17 protein-coding genes and 3 pseudogenes are annotated in these 19,307 nt (G+C 65.2%); 8 read left to right on the forward strand and 12 right to left on the reverse strand.

Annotated features, from left to right (window positions below):
* Window positions 1–4 precede the first annotated feature (4 nt).
* Window positions 5–604 (reverse strand): NADPH-dependent F420 reductase, encoded by a 600-nt coding sequence (locus ACSKB9_RS00230; RefSeq protein WP_438071016.1) that lies wholly within the window; start codon window positions 602–604, stop codon window positions 5–7.
* 36 nt (window positions 605–640) lie between these two features.
* Window positions 641–1,376 (reverse strand): annotated as a pseudogene (locus ACSKB9_RS00235) (SDR family NAD(P)-dependent oxidoreductase).
* Between the two features lie 314 nt (window positions 1,377–1,690).
* On the opposite strand from ACSKB9_RS00235, the gene ACSKB9_RS00240 reads away from it, so the two are divergent.
* A complete protein-coding gene (locus ACSKB9_RS00240) occupies window positions 1,691–2,587 on the forward strand; it encodes a LysR family transcriptional regulator (protein ID WP_438071018.1) in 897 nt (298 codons plus the stop codon).
* A 291-nt stretch (window positions 2,588–2,878) separates the two neighbouring features.
* On the opposite strand, the gene ACSKB9_RS00245 is transcribed toward ACSKB9_RS00240, so the two are convergent.
* Together ACSKB9_RS00245 and ACSKB9_RS00250 are read right to left on the reverse strand one after the other, a co-directional pair.
* The gene (locus ACSKB9_RS00245) at window positions 2,879–3,076 is read right to left on the reverse strand and encodes a hypothetical protein (RefSeq protein ID WP_438071020.1); all 198 of its coding nucleotides are present in this window, start codon (window positions 3,074–3,076) and stop codon (window positions 2,879–2,881) included.
* 394 nt (window positions 3,077–3,470) lie between these two features.
* The gene (locus ACSKB9_RS00250) at window positions 3,471–4,616 is read right to left on the reverse strand and encodes an NAD(P)/FAD-dependent oxidoreductase (protein ID WP_438071022.1); all 1,146 of its coding nucleotides are present in this window, start codon (window positions 4,614–4,616) and stop codon (window positions 3,471–3,473) included.
* 371 nt (window positions 4,617–4,987) lie between these two features.
* On the opposite strand from ACSKB9_RS00250, the gene ACSKB9_RS00255 reads away from it, so the two are divergent.
* Complete coding sequence (locus ACSKB9_RS00255; RefSeq protein WP_438071024.1) at window positions 4,988–6,175, forward strand: serine hydrolase domain-containing protein; 1,188 nt, start codon at window positions 4,988–4,990, stop codon at window positions 6,173–6,175.
* An 80-nt stretch (window positions 6,176–6,255) separates the two neighbouring features.
* On the opposite strand, the pseudogene ACSKB9_RS00260 reads toward ACSKB9_RS00255, so the two are convergent.
* Window positions 6,256–6,908 (reverse strand): annotated as a pseudogene (locus tag ACSKB9_RS00260) (glutathione S-transferase family protein).
* Between the two features lie 429 nt (window positions 6,909–7,337).
* On the opposite strand from ACSKB9_RS00260, the gene ACSKB9_RS00265 reads away from it, so the two are divergent.
* Together ACSKB9_RS00265 and ACSKB9_RS00270 are read left to right on the forward strand one after the other, a co-directional pair.
* The gene (locus tag ACSKB9_RS00265; protein WP_438071026.1) at window positions 7,338–7,811 is read left to right on the forward strand and encodes a VOC family protein; all 474 of its coding nucleotides are present in this window, start codon (window positions 7,338–7,340) and stop codon (window positions 7,809–7,811) included.
* 188 nt (window positions 7,812–7,999) lie between these two features.
* Entirely contained in the window at window positions 8,000–9,262 is a 1,263-nt protein-coding gene (locus ACSKB9_RS00270; RefSeq protein ID WP_438071028.1) for a serine hydrolase domain-containing protein, read from the forward strand.
* Window positions 9,263–9,386: 124 nt separating this feature from the next.
* Here the strand turns inward: ACSKB9_RS00270 and ACSKB9_RS00275 are convergent, their stop codons facing one another.
* The 6 genes from ACSKB9_RS00275 to ACSKB9_RS00300 all read right to left on the reverse strand — a co-directional run bounded on the left by ACSKB9_RS00275 (window position 9,387) and on the right by ACSKB9_RS00300 (window position 15,180).
* Window positions 9,387–9,884 (reverse strand): peptide deformylase, encoded by a 498-nt coding sequence (locus ACSKB9_RS00275; RefSeq protein WP_438071029.1) that lies wholly within the window; start codon window positions 9,882–9,884, stop codon window positions 9,387–9,389.
* A 69-nt stretch (window positions 9,885–9,953) separates the two neighbouring features.
* Window positions 9,954–10,826 carry a bifunctional helix-turn-helix transcriptional regulator/GNAT family N-acetyltransferase gene (locus ACSKB9_RS00280; protein WP_438071031.1) on the reverse strand — a complete coding sequence of 291 codons (873 nt, stop codon included), beginning with the start codon at window positions 10,824–10,826 and terminating at the stop codon, window positions 9,954–9,956.
* Between the two features lie 165 nt (window positions 10,827–10,991).
* Entirely contained in the window at window positions 10,992–11,459 is a 468-nt protein-coding gene (locus tag ACSKB9_RS00285) for a carboxymuconolactone decarboxylase family protein (protein ID WP_438071033.1), read from the reverse strand.
* A gap of 91 nt (window positions 11,460–11,550) precedes the next feature.
* Window positions 11,551–13,065 (reverse strand): hypothetical protein, encoded by a 1,515-nt coding sequence (locus tag ACSKB9_RS00290; protein WP_438071035.1) that lies wholly within the window; start codon window positions 13,063–13,065, stop codon window positions 11,551–11,553.
* Window positions 13,066–13,813: 748 nt separating this feature from the next.
* A complete protein-coding gene (locus tag ACSKB9_RS00295) occupies window positions 13,814–14,674 on the reverse strand; it encodes a DMT family transporter (protein WP_438071037.1) in 861 nt (286 codons plus the stop codon).
* Window positions 14,671–15,180: a MarR family winged helix-turn-helix transcriptional regulator gene (locus ACSKB9_RS00300; protein WP_438071039.1), complete on the reverse strand. Its 510-nt coding sequence runs from the start codon at window positions 15,178–15,180 to the stop codon at window positions 14,671–14,673. The genes ACSKB9_RS00295 and ACSKB9_RS00300 overlap by 4 nt, the downstream gene beginning before the upstream one ends.
* A 217-nt stretch (window positions 15,181–15,397) precedes the next feature.
* Here ACSKB9_RS00300 and ACSKB9_RS00305 point away from each other — a divergent pair, with 217 nt between their 5' ends.
* Window positions 15,398–16,195, forward strand: coding sequence for a DUF899 domain-containing protein (locus tag ACSKB9_RS00305; RefSeq protein WP_438071041.1), 798 nt, complete (start codon window positions 15,398–15,400; stop codon window positions 16,193–16,195).
* A gap of 128 nt (window positions 16,196–16,323) precedes the next feature.
* Here ACSKB9_RS00305 and ACSKB9_RS00310 read toward each other — a convergent pair whose 3' ends face one another.
* Window positions 16,324–17,223, reverse strand: a complete 900-nt coding sequence (locus ACSKB9_RS00310) for a LysR family transcriptional regulator (RefSeq protein ID WP_438071042.1) — start codon at window positions 17,221–17,223, stop codon at window positions 16,324–16,326.
* Here ACSKB9_RS00310 and ACSKB9_RS00315 point away from each other — a divergent pair.
* From ACSKB9_RS00315 to ACSKB9_RS00325, 3 genes and pseudogenes are all read left to right on the forward strand, one after another.
* A pseudogene (locus ACSKB9_RS00315) lies at window positions 17,137–17,442 on the forward strand (hypothetical protein); the annotation flags it as partial. The gene ACSKB9_RS00310 and the pseudogene ACSKB9_RS00315 sit on opposite strands and share 87 nt — an antisense overlap.
* A gap of 111 nt (window positions 17,443–17,553) precedes the next feature.
* Window positions 17,554–18,108, forward strand: coding sequence for an N-acetyltransferase family protein (locus tag ACSKB9_RS00320; protein ID WP_438079997.1), 555 nt, complete (start codon window positions 17,554–17,556; stop codon window positions 18,106–18,108).
* A complete protein-coding gene (locus ACSKB9_RS00325; protein ID WP_438071044.1) occupies window positions 18,105–19,298 on the forward strand; it encodes an MFS transporter in 1,194 nt (397 codons plus the stop codon). The genes ACSKB9_RS00320 and ACSKB9_RS00325 overlap by 4 nt, the downstream gene beginning before the upstream one ends.
* Window positions 19,299–19,307 lie beyond the last annotated feature (9 nt).

The raw sequence follows: 19,307 nt of genomic DNA on the forward strand, positions 1-19,307 counted from the left end.
TCCGTCACTGCTCCTTCTTGAACAAATCCTGGAAGATGAGCGGGCCCCAAGTGCAGCCGCGTGCGTGCACCAGCGCGCCGCCCTCGTTGAGTTTTCCCAGCTTGACGGGCGCGAACCCGAGTTGCTTCGCCAAGGCCGCCACGGGAGCGGTCGCGTCCTCGTCGTCACTAGACAGCAAGACGACCCGGTGCCCGCCCTCGACGATGGGATCGGCAGCCAGGGTGGCCGCAATCAGGTGATTGAACCCTTTGACGAGCTTGGCGCCGGTGAACGCCTTCGCGACGAAGGCGGAGGACGGGAGGCCGTCCAGCTCTTCAGGGACTGGAAACGCGTTCATCGCGTCGATGACCGTCTTGCCTTTCCAGCTCGGCAGGGCCTTCGCAACCTCGCGATGCTCCCCGAACGGGACCGCCAGGATGATTGTGTCGGCCTCGAGTGCTTCCCGCAACGACTTGGCGACGACCGTGGGTCCAATCGCCCGAGCCTGCGGCGCCAACGCCTCGGGCGGTCGGCGGCTCGCGACGATCACGTCGATGCTTTTACGGGCGAAGGCGTGGGCGAGGGCCTGACCTATCTTGCCGAATCCTACAATCGCATAGTTCATGATGTTTCTCCGATCCGTGTTGGTGTTGATTCGATTTCAGATGGCCGAAAAACCGCCGTCGACAGACAAATCCACCCCATTCACGAAGCTCGAAATCGTCTGAGGCTAGAAACAGCGCGGCGGCGGCAATTTCCTCAGGACGACCCATCTTTCCCCGCGGGATCAGGGATTCGAACATCCGCTTCGCCGCCTCGGTGAGAACCTGGTCCTGCATCGGTGTGGCGATCGGTCCCGGGCTCAGCACGTTCACCCGGATATTCCTGCCCTTCAGTTCGTTGAGCCAGGTGCGTGCGAATGAGCGCAACGCCGCCTTGCTCGCCGCATATACGCCGTAACCAGGAAAGCCCTTCACCGAAGCGACCGACCCGGTCATGAAGATCGATCCGCCATCGTTGAACAGCGGCAACGCCTTCTGAACCGCAAACAGCGTGCCGCGCGTATTCAGGCCGAAGGTCGCATCGAAATGCCGCTCGGTAATCTCGCCGAGTGGGATGGCTTCGCCGATGCCGGCGCTCGCGTACAGGACGTCGATCTTGCCCTTTTCCCGCTTGACCGTGTCGAACAGACGGTCGAGGTCGTCGAGATTGGCCGCGTCGCCGCGCACGCCGGTTACGTTCCGGCCGATCAGCTTGACGGCCTCGTCGAGCACCTCCTGCCTTCGGCCCGTGATGAAAACATAGGCGCCTTCTTCAACGAACCGCCTGGCGCTCGCCAGCGCCATGCCGCTCGATCCACCCGTGATGACTGCAACCTTACCCTCAAGCTTTCCCATGACTTCTCCTTTCGTGTCGGACAGCGTCTCTGGTCCCATTTTGCGAGATGGCCCCCGAGAACCTCGACGTAGCTCCGCCGGCGTCAGGCGTTGAGTGCGGAAGCGCGCACATCGGTGGTGCGAAATCGATCCGGCCGGATGACTGACGCCAGCCGCGACGATCGGTGTCCGCCGTTCGGAACTGGGCCGCGTTTGTCGGCGTGGCTATTCGGCTTGGGCTATGATGATCGCCCGTGCTACCCACATACGAGATGCAGTTCGATATACTGGAGACGGGCTTTGGAAGGCGCACCCCAGCGGTGCCGGATTGCGCCATGATCGACTGGGATGACGTTCGCTACTTTCTTGCCGTCGCGCGCGGAGGCTCGGTGCGGGCTGCCGCCGAGCGCCTCGGGGTGAACCACTCGACCGTGCTGCGACGCGTCGCCCAACTGGAGGAACGGCTCGGAGCGCAGATGTTCGAGAAGCTGCCTTCGGGCTACCGCCTGACGGCTGCAGGGGAAGAGGTCCTCGAGCTCGCGGACCAGATGGAAGCCTCGTCGCACCAGCTGGAGACGCGCGTCTTCGGCCGCGACCAGAGCGTGCGCGGGCTTCTGCGGGTGACGCTGGCGCCGCCCCTCGCGACACACCTGCTCATGCCGGACTTCTCCGATTTCGCGCGACTGCATCCGGATATCGAGATGGAAATCCTGTCGTCCGGCGAGCTGGCAAATCTGACCAACCGGGAGGCCGATGTCGCGATCCGCGTCGTCTACGACCGCAAAACCCTGCCGCTCAATCTTCACGGCCTGAAGGGACCGGAGCTGTTCGGAGGCATCTACATATCCCGCGATCGACTGGCCGCGTGGCGCGCGGGCGCGCCTGATCCCGTCAGGTGGATTGTCATAAGTATTCACGGAATCCCGGACTGGGCCCACGAGGGTGAAGTTCGCGCCGCCGAGGTTCCGTTCAGGGCCACAGATGCCGCGGCGCAGATCGTCGCGGTGCAGCAGGGGATCGGCATGACGACGCTGCCGTGCTTCGTCGGAGATGCCAACCCCCTGCTCGTGAGGGTGCCGGGCACCGACTTGCACATGTACGGAACGCTCTGGCTTCTCACTCAGGGGGAGACACGCAAGACGAAGCGCGTGCGGCTCTTCACCGAGTTCGTATCCCGCAGGCTCACCGCATACGCTCCGCTTCTCGCCGGACTGTCCGTATCACGCGACTGACGCGCGGGCAGGAGTCAAGACGAAGAAACGTTTCTGCAACGACAAATCAACTCATTGGGCGCAATGAGAACCATCGAGCAAGCGTAGCCCGGATGAGCGAAGCGATATCCGGGGCATTTTCTATCGTGTGTCGCGTGGTGTCCCGCATATCGCTGCGCTCATGCGGGCTACTCACTGTTTCAGCGGAGCGATGGCACATCGCGCCGGTCAAGCAGCTAGGACGCCGCTCGACCGATCGATGCGCGCCACGCGATCAATATGGACCCGGCTCGCAGGGGACATTGTTGCCGGTCAGGGCGCGGTGGCGAATGAACCGACGCGCGGCGCCGGGATGCAGGCGCGACCGTCGACATAGACGGGCTCGGTCGGCGCGGCAGCGCTCGCCTCCGCGACGTGGCGGGACATCGCGTGGGTTTCACGCGCCATTGCTGGCGACGCGATCATGGCAACCGCGATCAAGGAAGCCGACAGGAGTTTGACGTTGGTCATGGAGTTTCTCCGTTTTGTTTATGGGGCCGAGGAGTCTGGCCTCGTCAGATATTTGTGCGCGGCAACGGCGGACTTAAATGCAATCATCACTCACGCCGGCTCAACGCTGCGTGAGCAACGAGATCCTCTTCGTTGTGTCGCGCGATGCAGACCATCACCGACAGGTCGGATGAACGAAGCGTAATCCATCACGTCTTCGGGTGATGATCGTGAGGGTGCGTTACGTCCGCGTTGGCACTCCTACGGGTTCAGCAAGCGTAGCCCGGACGGGCGAAGCGATATCCGGGGCGTGTCGTGGCGTCCCGCATATCGCTGCGCTCATGCGGGCTACCCGCCGGCGAATCCGTCCCGCGTGCCTAGGAACTTTCGGACGCAAACGCCGTACAAAACTCAGTCACGGCGCGAGCTCGGCTCTGATCTCGCCGAGCAGCGCCATGCCGCCGAGCCGGCCGAGTTCGTCCGAACATTTTGCGCTCTTGCCGTAGCAGCAGAACGCGACCGTGACGCGCTCCGAAAGCGGTCCGATGCAGGGCAGTCCGCTGTCGCCGAAGGTGGTCATGCAGGGCACGACGCGGCGTTCCTCGAAAGCGAGGTCGCGAATGCGTTCAAGGATCTGTCCTTGAAGCCGATCGGCGACTTCAATCGATCCGCCCGAGCGGAACCAGTCCTTGATATCGGCCTCGCTGTCGAGCGGAAGATCGACCGGATCGCCGCCGAGCTTCAGCCAGGTCTGGCCGTCCGGATAGCGGATCGGAGGCAGGATGTAGGGATTGTCGCCCTTGGGCCCGAGACAACGCATCGACGGCATTCCGGCCAGGCGTTGAACCTCCGCCGCACCAAGCCGGAACAGCGCCGCGGTCCGCCCATAGACCGTAAAGCCCAAGGAGCGGCCGAGCAGCGATTGGGTGTGCCCGCCCGCCGCAACCAGAACGCGCTCGGCCTCGACGCTGCCCGATCGCGTCCGGATCGTCACGCCGGAGCCGCTTTCCGAAATCCCCAGCGCGGGTTCGTCGATAATCCGGGCGCCGGCGCACTCCGCCGCGATCGTCTGCGCGCGGACCAGACGGCGCGGGCTGATGTATCCGGCATTGTGCGGCTCGAAATAACCCTGCATTCCCGCCGTCGATTTCAGAAACGGAAAGCGCTCCGCGAGCCCCGCATCATGATAGGCTTCACACCGGATCCCGTCTTCGGTACAGATCCTGCCGATCGACGCAACATCGGTGGTTTCGCTGCGGCCGATGTGAAGCGCACCGGCTTCCCGGTAGAACTCCACGCCGCTCTCCGCTGAAATCTCGCCGTAGCGCGAAATCGCAGCGCGGTTCGCTTGCCGCCAGAACGGCCCTGGATCGTAACTCCGCGTGATGCGGCCCTCGTCATAGTGGCTGCCGAAGACGCCGCCATGGCGCAAAAAATCCGCCGGCTCATCGGGCCCGATCAGCGCAACATCGTGGCCCATCTTGCTCAGATGCCGCGCAGCCGCCGATCCGATCAGGCCGCGTCCGATCACCGCAAGTTTGATCGCTTGATTGGTGCTCACGAAGAAGTCCTGCGCTCTGCCTGCATCGGCGGTGTGAAATCGACCATGTCATTTCCGATGCTCCGGCAGCAAGCATAATCCAGCCGAGCGCAGGTGGACCGGCGAAGCGTAATCCGCCACATCTTGAAGCCGGGCGCGAGGCAGCAGGTTACGCGTTCGGCTAACCCGGCGCCGATTTCCCGCGAGACTCTTCGCGACTGCCGGGAAGTCGGCGCAAGCCGGCGTCTGACGACGCTTTTTTTCCGCGCGAACGCTCCACCGAGCGAACTTGAAACAAATAGTCACGGTGATTTCGCTCGCGCTGAACGGCGTTGTATGAGATGATGCAACCAAGGGTCAACATGGTGCATCTTCACCGGCAGGAGGGCGAAATGAGCGACCAGATGATCGAGGCGACGACAAGTCCGGCACAGATCGTTCAACAGGCGGCCGAAAAATATCTCGGCATCAGCAACGCCCCTGGCTGCTGCATCGCGGTCTATGACGAAAAGTCGTTCGGCACCAAGGGCTACGCCTACCCCAAGGGACTGTCAGGCGTGGCCGGCTCTTCGCCCGCGCCATTCAGTGTCACGACCGACACGGTGTTCGAGATCGGATCGGTGACCAAGGTGTTCACCAGCACATTGCTGGCGGTGGCGGTCAAGGCGGGTGGGCCTTCTCTTGACGATACCATCGGCCCTTATCTGAACCTCTTCAGCGCGAACGCGGTTGGAACGCCGGTGCTGGACGCCATCCAGCTCGTGCAATTCGCCACCCATACCTCCGGCATGCCGGAGCAGCCGGGGGACGGCTTGACTGGCTACAGCGAGCAGCTGTTTGCGGACGAGCCGCCCTCCAGTGAACTCATCAACTGGTGGAATCAATATGATACGCCGCCGCAGGGCTGCTGGCAGTATTCCAACATCGGCTTCGTGACCCTGGGCTTTGCGGTCACGCAGATGTTTGCGAAAGACAAGGGCCATAACTACAACGAAATTTTGGCCGAATACATTACCGGTCCGCTCGGCATGAAGCAGACCGGAGCCGTGCTCAATTCGTCGTGGAAGATCGCGCAGGGATGTATCGGGCATTGGAGCAAGAGCTCCGAGCCGCCATATCCGATCGTCTTCGACCGCAACACGCCGACCGGCGGCACGGCCTTTGATCTGAAGACCACCGGCGACGACATGATCAAGTTCCTTGCGGCGCAGATCGCGGCGCCGAAGGGGCCGCTCGGGTCGCAGATCGCACTGACGCAGCAGAACAAGGGGACATTCCCCATCTGCGGGGAGAAGACCAGCGTCACCATGGGCCTCGCCTGGCAGCTCACCACGGACACGCAGGGCCATACCGTTTTCACAAAGAACGGCGCGACGAGCAGAGGCGGATTCGAAGCGATCGTGATCGTCGTGCCGCAACTGCAATGCGGTGTCGCGGTGCTGAGCAACCAGTATTTCGATGCGTCCCGCGTGCACCCCGCGGGGATTGCACCCGGCCGCACCGCATTGGATATTATTTCGCAGCTTCATCCAGGCTTCGAACTGACCGAACCGCTGCCAGAACACGATCCATTCGACTAGCAAACCTGGCCCGGACGAGTGCACCGATGTCCGGCGGCTTTGTCGTCTGCGCGAGGGCGCTGTCCCTGTTGTCGCCAACCTCAGCCGGTCGGTGGTTTACCCGTGTTAACCGCCAACTGAGCCTCGAAAGCGCGCTGGTAAGCCGGCCGGGCTTCGCCGCGGGCGACATAGGCGGACAGGCCCGGATATTCGTCGAGAATGCCCGATGCTCTCAGCCTGAGCAGCACCGACACCATCATCAGGTCGCCCGCGCTGAACGCGCCGTCGAGCCAGTCGGCCTTGCCGAGGCGGGGGAGAGTTGCTTCAGCCGGTCGCGGATGCGATCCATGACCAGCGGCAGGCGGTCTTTGGTCCAGGGCTTGTCGCTCTCCAGAATCCTGGCGGTCATGAGTTCGAGGATCGGCGGTTCCACCGTGTTGACCGCGGCAAACATCCAGGTGATTGCGCGGGCGCGGGCGTTGGCATCGCCGGGCAGCAGGCCGGCATGACGCTCGGCGATATGGAGCACGATCGAGCCTGTCTCGAACAGCGCCAGATCACCTTCCTCATAGGTCGGAATCTGGCCGAAGGGATGCAGCGCCAGATGCGCGGGTTCCTTCATCGCCTGGAACGAAACAAGGCGAACCTCGTAAGGCTGGCCCGTTTCTTCCAGCGCCCAGCGAACGCGCGTATCGCGCGCCAGTCCCTTGCCGCCATCGGGCGACCGTTCGAAGGCGGTAATGATGGGCGTCATCGTTTCTCTCCATGTCCTTGCGTCCTGAGGACGAGCGGGCGGCGCGCGCCCCGACAGCTGATTCCGGAATATTTTGGCCAAGCGTAGCCCGGATGAAGCGCAGCGAAATCCGGGGCCGGTCCCGCCAAAGGCGAGAACCCGCAGGGACGACGATTGGGGATGGAGGCCATGCCACACACTCACTGTCGTCCTGGCGAAAGCCAGGACCCATTACCCCAAATCTCAATTGTTGCGCGACGCTGGGGCCGCGATCCCGTTCCCAATCAGTTGCGGTGGTTATGGGTGCTGGCTTTCGCCAGGACGACGATCGGGTGTAGAGGCGGGTGTTGTGATAAACGCGGTTCCGCAAATATTTTTCATCAGCCTGTTGCCGCGATGTCGGCTGCCGCCTTCGCCAATCGTCCTTTGCGCGCAAACAAGGAGACTGCCATGACCGATCTCGTCACATGCCTCTGGTTCGATCAGGGCCGGGCGCGCGAAGCGGCGGAGTTTTATGCCGCGACGTTTCCCGACAGCCATGTCGGCGCAGGCCATCAATCGCCGATACCGGGCATCGGGCAGGGCGAGGAACTGACGGTCGAGTTCACCGTGCTCGGCCGCCGCTTCGTCGGGCTGAACGGCGGCTCGAACTACGTGCCGAACGAGGCGGTTAGCTTCATGGTGCTCACCGACAGCCAGGAGGAGACTGATCGCTACTGGAATGCAGTCACGTCCAACGGCGGCAAGGAATTGCCGTGCGGCTGGTGCCAGGATCGCTGGGGCTTTGCCTGGCAGATCACGCCGCGGCGGCTGCTCGAGCTCGTCAACAGCGCCGACCGCGGCGCCGGCAGGCGCGCGATGGAGGCGATGATGACGATGAAGAATATCGACATCGCCGCGATCGAGCGCGCGGCGGCCGGGTAATCCGTCTGCCGGAATGATTTGGCCCGGGCTCGATAGTCAGGTGTCCGATCGAGCTGGCGTGTGCGGCACGCGGCCATTCGCGTTGCGGCGTGCGCTCGCCGCGACGATCACCCCGGCGCAAACGCGGGATGTGCCTGGTGCGATCGCGTGATACGAAATTCGCATTCGCAGCTCTGGAGCCAGCCCTGATGTCCGTCGCAGCCGCCGCCAATCAACAGCAAAATCTCACCGCCGCCGAATCCGATCCGCAGACGCTTGGCTGGATGCAGGGCTTTCCGCCGCCGCAGGACAGGACCATCACCTTCCAGAACGGCTCGTTCCGCAGCTTCCCCGAATTGCGCTGGGCCTGGAGCAACATCCGCCAGCTGGTGCCGACCGTGAATGTCTGGCGCGGGGCAGGGCCGGCGTCGGTGTTGCCGCGCGAAGACCATGATATCGGCGCGTCGGCATCGGTGACGATCGACGGCCGCCCGATGACCTTCGCGCGCATGCTCGAGGAGACCTATGCCGACGGCATCGCCGTGCTGCACCGGGGCAAGCTGATCTACGAGCGCTATTTCGGCGCCCTGAGGCCGCACAAGCCGCACATCGCGATGTCGGTGACCAAATCGTTCACCGGCACGCTTGCCGGCATCCTGATCGCCGAGGGCAAGATCGATCCGCAGGCGCCGATCACCGATTACGTGCCGGAGCTGAAGGCAAGCGCGTTCGGCGATGCCCGCGTGCACGAGGCGATGGATATGACCACCGGCCTCAAATACACCGAGGTCTATACCGACAAGAATTCCGACGTGTGGGGGCTGCGGCGCGCCAACGGCATGGCGCCGATCGAGCCGGGCTATGAGGGCGCGACCAATATCTTCGATTTCCTCTGCGCGCAGCAGAAACAGGGCGAGCACGGCAAGGCATTCGCCTACAAGACCGTCAACACCGACGTGCTGGCCTGGATCTGCCGCCGTGCCAGCGGCATGACCTTGTCGGACCTGCTCTCCGAGCGGATCTGGGCGCCGATGGGCGCCGAGGAGGATGCGCATTATCACGTCGACCGCATCGGCACCGAAAGCGGCGGCGGCGGATTGTCGACAACGCTGCGCGATCTTGCCCGCTTCGGCGAGACGATCCGCAACCACGGCCGCTTCAACGGCCGCCAGATCGTCCCGTCTCAAGTGGTCGAGGACATCGCGCGCGGCGGCGATCCCGAGAAATTCAAGCCAGCCGGCTACACCACATTGCCAGGGGCGTCCTACCGCAATCAATGGTGGGTGACGCACAATGCGCACGGCGCCTTCATGGCGCGCGGCGTTTATGGCCAGGGTCTCTATATCGATCCGAAGGCCGAGATGGTGATCGCGCGCTACGCCTCGCACCCGGCCGCCGGCAACGCCGCCAACGACCCCGTAACGCTGCCGGCCTACATGGCGCTGGCCAAGGATCTGATGGCGGGAGGGTAGAACGAAGGCAGGTTGGTTCGCTCGCGCAAGACGCGTAGCCCGGATGAGCGCAGCGATATCCGGGGCCTTTCCGTCTGCTGATCGCGGCTTGTCCCGCATGTCGCTTCGCTCATGCGGGCTACGATCACGTCCGCGAGATTTTGTCGTAGCGCTTGATCAGGCGCTCCCGCTTGATGCGGGACAGCCGCCTGATCCAGAACACGCCGTCGAGCTGATCGATCTCGTGCTGATGGCACACCGCGCGCAGGCCGTCGGACTCTTCGGTCTGCACGTTGCCGTCGAGATCCTGATAGCGGATGCGGACCCGCGCATGGCGCTCGACCTCGTCATTGACGCCGGGCATCGAGACGCTGCCCTCCTTGTGCAGGATCATCTCGGGCGAGGTCCGGATGATCTCCGGATTGACATAGGTCCGCGGCCCCTCGATGGCATCGAGCTCGAGCACAACGACGCGCAGGGACACACCGATATGCGGCGCGGTGATGCCGATGCCCGGCGCCGCGCGCATGGTCTCGAGCAGGTCCTTCGCCAGTTCGCGCAGCGCCTCGTCGAACACGGTCACCGGCCCGGCCGGCAGTGCAAGGCGCGGATCTGGATAGCGCACGATGGGGCGAATGGTCATGCCCGTGTCTTAGGCCAGCGCATCGCGCCGGACAACATGCTGATGCGGGCGCCGCGTGCGGCGCGCCGTTCAGAGGTGCTTTTCGAAGAACAGATCGGGGTAGGGGTCGTCGTTGAAGCGCGGGATCTCGGTCCAGCCCGTCCGGCGGTAGAGCTGGCCGGCTTCCGGCAGCGCGCTGTTGGTGTCGAGCCGCAGCACCGCGATGCCGAGCTCGCGCGCGGCGCGTTCGGCCGCGTCCATCAGGCGGCGGCCGAGGCCGAGACCGCGCGCGCCGGGTGCGACCCAGAGCCGCTTGATCTCGGCGAACTCGCCGCCGCTGCCCTTCAGCCCGACGCAGCCGATCGGCAGCCCGTCCGACATCGCCACGATGAACGTGCCGCGCGGCCGCACCATATCCTTGGCCTCGGGGTCGCGCGACAGCTTGACGTCAAAGCCTTTCTCGAACCGCCGCGCCAGCTCGGCGTAATATTCGCCGAGGCAATAGCGCGCCTCGTCGCTGCGCGGATCCATCTCATCGAGGGCGGTGCCGTCGCGGCCGAGCGCCGAGGCGATCAGGTCCATCGCCGCAAGCAGCGCCTCGCGTTGGCTGTGGTGGGCGAGAAAGTCCTTGGCCTGCCGGTTGGAGATCGCCTCATAGGCGTTGAACTCGCGCTTGCCCGCGGCCGTCAGCCGTGCGATGCGGCGGCGCGCGTCGTCGCCATGCGCCGTGGTCTCGATCAGTTCTTCGTCCTCAAGGCTGCGCAGCAGACGGCTCATCAGGCCGGAATCGAGCCCGAGATAGTCCCTGATCTCGCCGACATCGGCGCGGCCGTGCCCGATCGCGTTCAGCACGCGCGCCGCGCCGAGCGGCCGACCGCGCCCGAGGAACGAGGTGTCGAGCGCGCCGACGGCGGAGGTCACGGCACGGTTGAAGCGACGGACGCGGGAAACGGGGTCGAGCATATATCTGACTTTAGTCAGATATCGTCGCCACGTCAATCGGCCGGCGATCCGGACCGAATGAAGCCCTGCCGCCCAGCGCAGAGGCCATGCGATAGGCGACGCGCATCAGCCTGGGACGCAGCGGCGCGAAGTCAGCCGCTGCGTCGTCCCGTGCCATTTCCGTGGTCACGCCGCCGCCATCCTGGCCTTGATCACGTGCGGATCGACGAAGCCGCCAAAGCCGACCGCGATCCGGTTCCAGCCGTTGATGATGTTGATCAGCAAGGTCACCTTGACCTGCTCCTCCGGCGTGAAATGCGCCTTCAGCGCCTCGTAGGCCGCGACATGGGTATGCTGCTCGCAGATCCGCGTCAGGGCTTCGGTCCAGCCCAGCGCGGCGCGCTCGCGATCGGTGTAGCAGGGCGCTTCGTGCCAGGCCGACAGCAGGTAGATCCGCTGCTCGGTCTCACCCTCATCGCGGGCGAATGTCGTGTGCAAGTTGATGCAGTTGGCGCAGCCGTTGATCTCCGAGGCGCGGATCTTCACGAGCTCGGCGAGCTTCGGCTCGAGGCTGGAGGAGATCGTGACCGACGCGTCGAACCAGATCTTCATGATCTTGGGGGCGGCGGCGAGCGGATCAAGTCTGACAGTCATGGTCGGTTTCCCTGGGTTGGTTGACGACATCATGACGAACGAGGAACGGCGAATGTGACATGCCGGCGCGATATTTTCATCTGCCGCGGCGCTACCGGGGCGCGAGATCGCTCGCCGCTTCCCGGAGTTCTCGCAGCAGATCTGCTTCCCATTGCGAAGGATCGGTCAGGAACCGCGCGAGGTTGTCGAAACAATGATACCCGAACTCCGACTTCGATCGCGCGGCGGAGGTCGCGGCTGCGCGCGCCAGCAATCGCGCCGCGTACTGCTGCGCCGTCATCAGGCTCGCCGCATGCTCGGCCATCTTCGCCATTCGCCAGAGCGCCGAGTGATCGATGGCATTGCCGAGATCGCCGAAATAGAATTGTTCGGCGAGCTCCAGGCGAGCACTCGCGTCGCCTGCGTTCTCCAGCATCAACGGAGCGATCTTCTCGAAAAAGAAGTTCTCGTGATCGGTATCGACCAGCCCGTAGTAGCGCAGCACGACATCGTTGCTCGTTTTGTCCAGGCGCGCGAGGCACCATGCGGCGTAGCCGAACAGTGCGGTCGGAATCTCGTCTCCGTAAGGGTCGTACCAGGCGTTGGCATGCGGTCCGATGTGCGCGCATACCGCGTCGATCAGCCTTCGGATCGCAGGCGCGGCGCCGGGGTAGTGCTTCGCAACATGCGAGAAGAACTTCTTCTCGTTGAGCCGCTTGCCATCGCAACGGAACACTGCCTGCAGGTGGTTGTCGTGAGGGCGCTCGTTGATGTCGGGGCCGATTTGCGCCGTGAGCGCATCGATGGCCGCGATGCAATCGGGCTCGCTCATCGAAGCGAGGTCGACGGTGTAGGTGCTGTACCGCTTGGCGAGCGCCTCGGCCTTCTTGGTGAGCGCAGCATCCTTGTCCGTCTCTTGCGGCGGCTCGGGCGACGCCGGCCTGAAATGATCCTCGGTTACGGGCACGACCCGGATGCGGTGCACCGGATCGCCCGGTACGCCGGAGACCGTCACCATCCCCTCCGTGAACCGCATATCGAGGCGACGGTCCGGCAGGGGCGTCGCCTCGGACCAACCGCGAGCGTTGGCCAGCCAGGGGCGGCTGTCCATCCCGAACCGTTCCAGCATGATCTTGGGCGAGACCGTACCGTCCACGCCGACACAGGCGACGAAGTCTTGCCGCTTCAACCAGACGGCCTGGCTATCGGGTTGCCAGCCGATCACGTCGCGCTCGGAGAGTTCGAAGTCGCGCAGATTGCTGCTGACATTGGCGTAGTGGCCGTTCGGATCCGGCCACAGATCGGGATGCGATGTCGCGCTGATCCGGTTGGTCGTGAGCGAGCCCTCCTGATCCAGCAACTGCGACACCTTGCGGTAGATCCCGCCGCGCTGTGGCGGCAATCCTTGCTTGCGCCGGTCGTAGTCGATGTGGCCGTTGTCGGGCAGCCCATCCGCCTGCATCCACATCGGCGCGACGGAATGCAACCGCCGCAGCGGAAACGCCTGCCAGATCTCGACCGCAAAGCTGAAATACTCCCGCTGCGCTGTGGTGTCTCTGCCCAGCATTCGCGAGACGAGCGAGGCCTCCTCGGTGAGCATTGGAAGGCGGGAGTTGTCGGCGCGCAACCAATAGCGGCCGCATGGGCTCGAGCGGATCAGGAACGACCCCGCCCGCGATCCCTCACAGCTCGACACCTCGTGATGGCCGGTCTGCGGATCGATGCGCAGCAGCAGCGCGATAATTCCCTTGTCATGCCGGAACGCCGAAACCAGAATCCGGCCAGCCTGGTCCAGAACCGGCGGGCACAGCGAGTTGCCGCTCGGCATGTCCAGAACCGAGCGGACGATCGCCCTGCGCTCGAGGTCGATGACATGCAGGTCAGTCGCGTTCGCGGCGTGATAAAGCAGGAGATAGACGAACCGGCCATCCTTGCTCTGGAGAAATCCGTAACTCAGATAGTCGTCGCGCGCGTCCTTTCCGCCGTGTCCGCGCGCCCAGGGCGTTTGCAGCCGATCGACGAGTTGGCGACGCGCAAGATCATAGAAGACGAATCCCGCGTCGGTGTTGAAGAACCACGCGATGCCGTCCGGCAGCAGCCCGGCATTTCGCGCGGGCCGCCTGCCGAGGGCAGGACGCATGATCCAGTCATCCTGGCCGTCGACCTGGATTGCGAAGTAGTCGGTGTTGCCGATTCTGCGGATGGAATTCACGATCTGGTAACCCTGCGAAGCCGCCTCGTCGGCCCGGGTTGCTTCTTTATATGCGAGCCGGACAACGTCCGATTAATGCGATCGGGAAATAAGAGGTTGACCGGCCGGCGATCGCCGGCGGGGACAACTTGCCGCATGCCTCTTGCGTGCGCCGACGAGCCGGTCAATCGCGCGCCAGCACCAGGACGTTGCCGGCGAGGATCGCGACGGCGCCGGCGAGCACCGGCCAACCCAGCGCAAGGTGCTCGAACAGCGCCGACAGCACGAGCGCGACGAGCGGCACCAGCGCGAGCGTATAGGCCGCGCGGCCGGGACCGAGCCGGCGCACCAGCTCGAAATAGAGCATGAAGGTGATGCAGGACGCGGCGATCGCGAGATAGAGGAAGCTCGCCACGTAGGAGGGCGAGATGTCGGCTGCAAACGGCGTGCCCGTCGCGACGGCCCACAGCGCGCTCGCCACCGCGCCGACGAACGCGCCCCAGCCGAGCACGGAGACGACAGGCAGTCCGGCGCGCTGGTTGCGCGCACCGACCGTTGTCCCGGCGCCGGTTGCGATGGCCGCGGTGAGCGCCCAGGCGAATCCCGCAAGCGGCGCGGCGCCGTGCGCGGCGGCGCCAGGCAGGAAGATGATCGCCAGTCCGAGGATGCCGCACAGCGCGCCCCACACGAATCCGGGAGAGATCGGCACACCGAGCACGGCACGCGCGATCACGGCCGCGAATAGCGACGATGTCGACAGCACGAGTGCGGCAAGCCCGCTCGGCATGCGTGCGGTCGCCTCATAGAAGGCGATGAAGGCAATGGCGAAGAACAACAGGCTCTGCAACGCGACCGCCGGCCGGTCCTTGCGCGGGATCGCGAGCGGCACGCCGCGCATCCGGCCGTAGCCGAGCAGGATGACGCCCGCGAGCACCATGCGCAGCGCGACCGACCACGGCGCGGGCGTCACGCCGGCCTGCATTGCCGTTGCCAGCGCGCCGCCGCCCCAGAGCAGCGCGGTCACTGCGAACAGCAGGGCCGTCATGGCGCGCCGGCGTCATCGCGCAGTGCACGCCAGCCGTCGGCGTCGATCCGCGCGCTTTCTCCCTCAAGCCGGGTGAGGGCGGAATCGAGCGTGGCGCGTTCGCTCTCCGACAGCCGCGCCAGCAGCCGCGCTTCGATCGCGCTGCCGAGTGCGGCGATCCGGTTGAACGCGGCCCGGCCGCTGCGGGTGATGCTGACGGCGGCGAAGCGCCGGTCGGACTTGCCGGAGCGTCGCACCGCGAAGCCGAGCTCTGTGAGCTGGCCGATGCCGCGGCTGACCGCGAACGGATCGAGCGCGCAGGCGCGGCCGATCTCGGAGGCGTTGGCCGCGTCGCGCTCGGCGATGACGGCGAGGATGCGCCAGCCCGCCTGGCTCAATCCGAACGTCTCGCCGTAGAAGCGCTCGAGCGGGCGGGCGACCTGCGCTGCGACCAGGAACAGGCGGTAAGGCAGCCAGGCGCTTAGCTTGAGGCCATCATCGGACGCGGGGGCAGCGCTTTGCTTCATGCCGGCGAGGTTCGCATAGTTAATTGCAAAGTGCAAGCATATCACAAATATGGTGATGCGGTCTGACCACCTGCGCGAAAAATCCCGACACACTTGTCACTCCCGCTCGCTAGCGCTGCCGAGCCAGATTGCGGCATGGCCAATGACGAACGGCTGCCGGCGCTGGAACCGCGCTCGGGGAGCGGAGTTCGTCCAAATCGGAGATGGAGAGACCATCATGAATAAATCAGCTGAAAACGATCGCGGCGGACTGACGGCGATGCAGACGCCGCCGGTGGTGTCACGGGAGGCGTGGGAGGCGGCGCGCCTGGAGATGCTGGTGAAGGAAAAGGCCCAGGTGCGGGCACGCGACGCGCTTGCGGCGGAGCGGCGGCGGATGCCCTGGATGGCGGTCGAGAAGCCGTATGTCTTCGAAGGACCGAACGGCAAGGCGAGCCTGCTCGACCTGTTCGAGGGCCGCCGGCAGCTCATCATCTACCGCGCCTTCTTCGAGCCCGGCGTGTTCGGCTGGCCGGACCATGGCTGCCGCGGCTGTTCGCTCGGCGCCGATCAGGTCAGTCACCTCTCCCATCTGAACCGGCGCGACACCACGCTGGCTTACGCCTCGCGCGCGCCGCAGGCCGACATCGCGCGGCTGAAGACGCGGATGGAGTGGGACATGCCGTGGTACACGATCACCGACAGTTTTGACGCCGACTTCGGCGTCGCCGAGTGGCACGGCCACAACGTCTTCATCCGCGACGGCGAGCGTATCTTCCGCACCTATTTCGTCAACAGCCGCGGCGACGAGGCGATGGGTACGGTGTGGAGCTATCTCGACATCACGCCGCTCGGCCGCCAGGAACTCTGGGAGGACTCGCCGAAGGGTTATCCGCAGGGCGCGACCTACAAATGGTGGAACTGGCACGACAATTACGACGCCGAGGCCACGCCGAACGCAAAATGGGCGGCGGTGACCGATGCCGGCGAGGCCGCGTTCCGCAAGATCGCGGAGCAGGAGCGCAAGGCGACGTAAGGGGTAGCGCAGGGCGCACGCGCGGCGTGCTCCGAGAGCTTTGGTTTTGATTGGATCAGAACCGAAGCTCTCGCGCCTTGTCTTGCCTGCTTTCTTGACACGGACCGGCGTCCACCTCGCTCGACGCTCTAGCGGCCATTGTCCTTGGCCGAGAGTGCCTTCAGCGCCGACAAGGTCTGCCGCAGCCCGCGATCGAGGCGCTTGTCGCGGCGGATCACCACCGCGAGCCGGCGGTAGAGCTTTGGTGACAGCGACCGGACGACCAGGTCGCGCTGCTTGGTCCTGGCGGGGACGGCCATGCCGGGCAGCACCGCACAGCCCAGCCCGGCGCGCACCATCTCCTTGATCGCCTCGACGCTGCCGAGCGACATCAACGGCTTCAAGGACACGCCGCCGCGGGCCAGCCACTCGTCCGCGGTGCGCCTGGTGTTGCCGCCCGGCTCGAACAGCAGCACCGGCCTGGTCGCCAGCACCTCCGGCGTGATCCGCGCCGGCAGTTGCATGTCGCGGGGCGCGATCAGCACGAACTCGTCGTTCATGACCGGCGTGATCTCGAAGCTGCGTCCCGACACCGGCAGCGTGACGAGCGCGATGTCGATGGTGTTGTCCTCGACCGCCCTTGCGATCTCCGCGGTGTTGCCGGTCGTGACCGTGATCTCCAGCGAGGGCAGCGCGGCGCGCAGCTCCTTCAGGATCGGCGGCAGCAGGAAGATGCAGGCGGTCGCGCCGGTGCCGAGCCGCACGCGGCCTGCCGTTCCGGTCGTCTGCTGTGCAACGGCGTCGACCGCCGACGCCACCGCCGCATTGATCTGATGCGCATGGGAGAGCAGCGCGACGCCGGCGGCGGTCGGTCTGGCCTTGCGTCCGACCCGCTCGATCAAGGTCGCATTCAGGCTGCGCTCGAGCTGGCGCACCTGCAGACTCACCGCGGGCTGCGTGAGTTGCAACCGCTCGGCCGCCGCCGAGAAGCTGCCGCAGTCGATCACGACAGCGAAGCTTTCGAGATAATCGAGGTTGAGGTTCTTCATCAAAGTATCTCTTATGCCGCGCATAAGCTGTCAAAGCTTCACTTATATAACGCCGGGGCGCATAGTCCGGCAAGCGACGGCTTCGGCAGACCGGGAGCAGGCATTGTCCGGCCTCAAGTCCAATGGCGGTGTCATCGTCGAGCTGGGCGCTATCTTGCGGTCTCGCCGCATTCGCGCATCCGCCGCCGGCAGGCGCTGCGCGAGCTCGATGATCGCCTGCTGGCGGATGTCGGACTGTCGCGCAGCGATGTCGAGATGAGCCCGTGGTGCCCGCAGCGTGCACCGACGCGCCGTCGAAGCACAGGCATGATGCCGCTAGACGAGGCAAGGATGAGAGACAACGAAGACACCGTGATCCGCGACGCCACAGAGGTCGACATGGCGGAGGTGCAGCGCATCTACGCGCACCACGTGCTCAACGGGCTGGCGACCTTCGAGGAAGTGCCACCGACACTCGACGAGATGCTCGGGCGCCGTGCCGCCGTGCTGGCCGCGGGGCTGCCGTATCTCGTGGCCGATATCGACGGACGGGTGGCCGGCTACTCCTACGCGACGGCGTACCGGCCACGGCCGGCCTATCGCAACACCATTGAAGACTCGGTCTACGTGTCGGAAGCCCTGCGTGGCCGCCACATCGGCGCGGCGCTGCTGCGGGCGCTGATCGAACGATCGGAGGAGGGACCGTGGCGGCAAATGATCGCCGTGATCGGCAACAGCGGCAACGCCGGATCGATCGCGCTGCACCGTCGCATGGGCTTCGAGATGGTGGGGACGCTGAGGTCGGTGGGCTTCAAGCTCGGACAATGGGTCGACACCGTGCTGATGCAGCGGCCGCTGGGGCCCGGCGCTTCCACGCTTCCGTCAGACAGGGAAACGGCCCGGTGATCGCACGCCGGGTCGTGATTGCCCTCGGGCTGGCTCAACTGATCTCGTGGGGCGCGACCTACTATCTGGTCGGCGGGTTCGGCGAGCAGATCGCCGCGGATCTCGGCTGGAGCCGCGACATCGTCTACGGCGGATTTGCCGCGGCGCTCTTGGTCATGGGGGTGACGTCGCCCCTTGCGGGCAGGTGGGTGGACAGAAGCGGTGGCCGGCAGGTCATGGTCGCGGGCGCGGTGATCAACGCGCTCGGCTGCGCCGGTCTCGCGCTCTCGCACCAGATCGGCAGCTATTCCGCATCCTGGATCGTTCTTGGCCTCGGTATGCGGTTGACGCTGTACGATGCCGCCTTCGCGGCGCTGGCCCGGATCGGCGGGCCGGAGGCGCGCCGTGCGATGTCCGGGATCACCTTGCTTGGTGGCTTGGCCGCCACCGTGTTCTGGCCGCTCGGCCATACGCTCTCGGACCATTTCGGCTGGCGCATCGCGGTGCTGGCCTATGCCGGCATTGCGCTATTGACGATCCCGCTGCATCTGCTGATTCCGAACCAGCGATTTGCCGGCGTGCCGGGCTCTGCTGCGGTGGCATCGAGGCAACCGCGCGCGGCGGGGCGACGGCAGCTTGCGGCTGCGAGCGGGCTCTATGCCGTGATTATGACCGGCGCGAACTTCCTGAACGCCGGCATGTCCGCGCACATGATCGCGGTGCTCACCGGCCTCGGGCTCACCGTCACTGTTGCGGTCTGGATCGCAACGCTGCGGGGGATCGGGCAATCCGCCGCGCGTCTCTGCGAAGTCCTGTTCGGCGGACGGCTCGATCCGCTCGTGCTCAACCTGATGGCCTGCCTGATCATGCCGCTCTCCTTCATCGCCGGCCTGTTCAGCGGATCGGCGCGGGAGATGGGGGTCGCGTTTGCGCTGCTCTACGGCGCGTGCAACGGCATTCTGACCATCACCAGGGGGACGCTGCCGCTCATCCTGTTCGATCATCGCAGCTATGGCACGCTGGTCGGCCGGCTCATTGTCCCGAGCTTCATCCTGCCGGCGGCGGCGCCGCTGATCTATGCAATCGTGATCGACCGGTTCGGCGATGCGAGCGCGCTCTATCTCTCCACCGGTCTCGCCCTGGTGACGCTGCTTGCCGCCATCCTGCTCAAGCTGCTGTTTCCGCCGCCGCTCGCGGCCGCGAAGCAATAGCCGCGTCGG

It is taken from the genome of Bradyrhizobium sp. BR 1433 (assembly GCF_051547665.1).
GTDB lineage: Bacteria > Pseudomonadota > Alphaproteobacteria > Rhizobiales > Xanthobacteraceae > Bradyrhizobium > Bradyrhizobium australafricanum.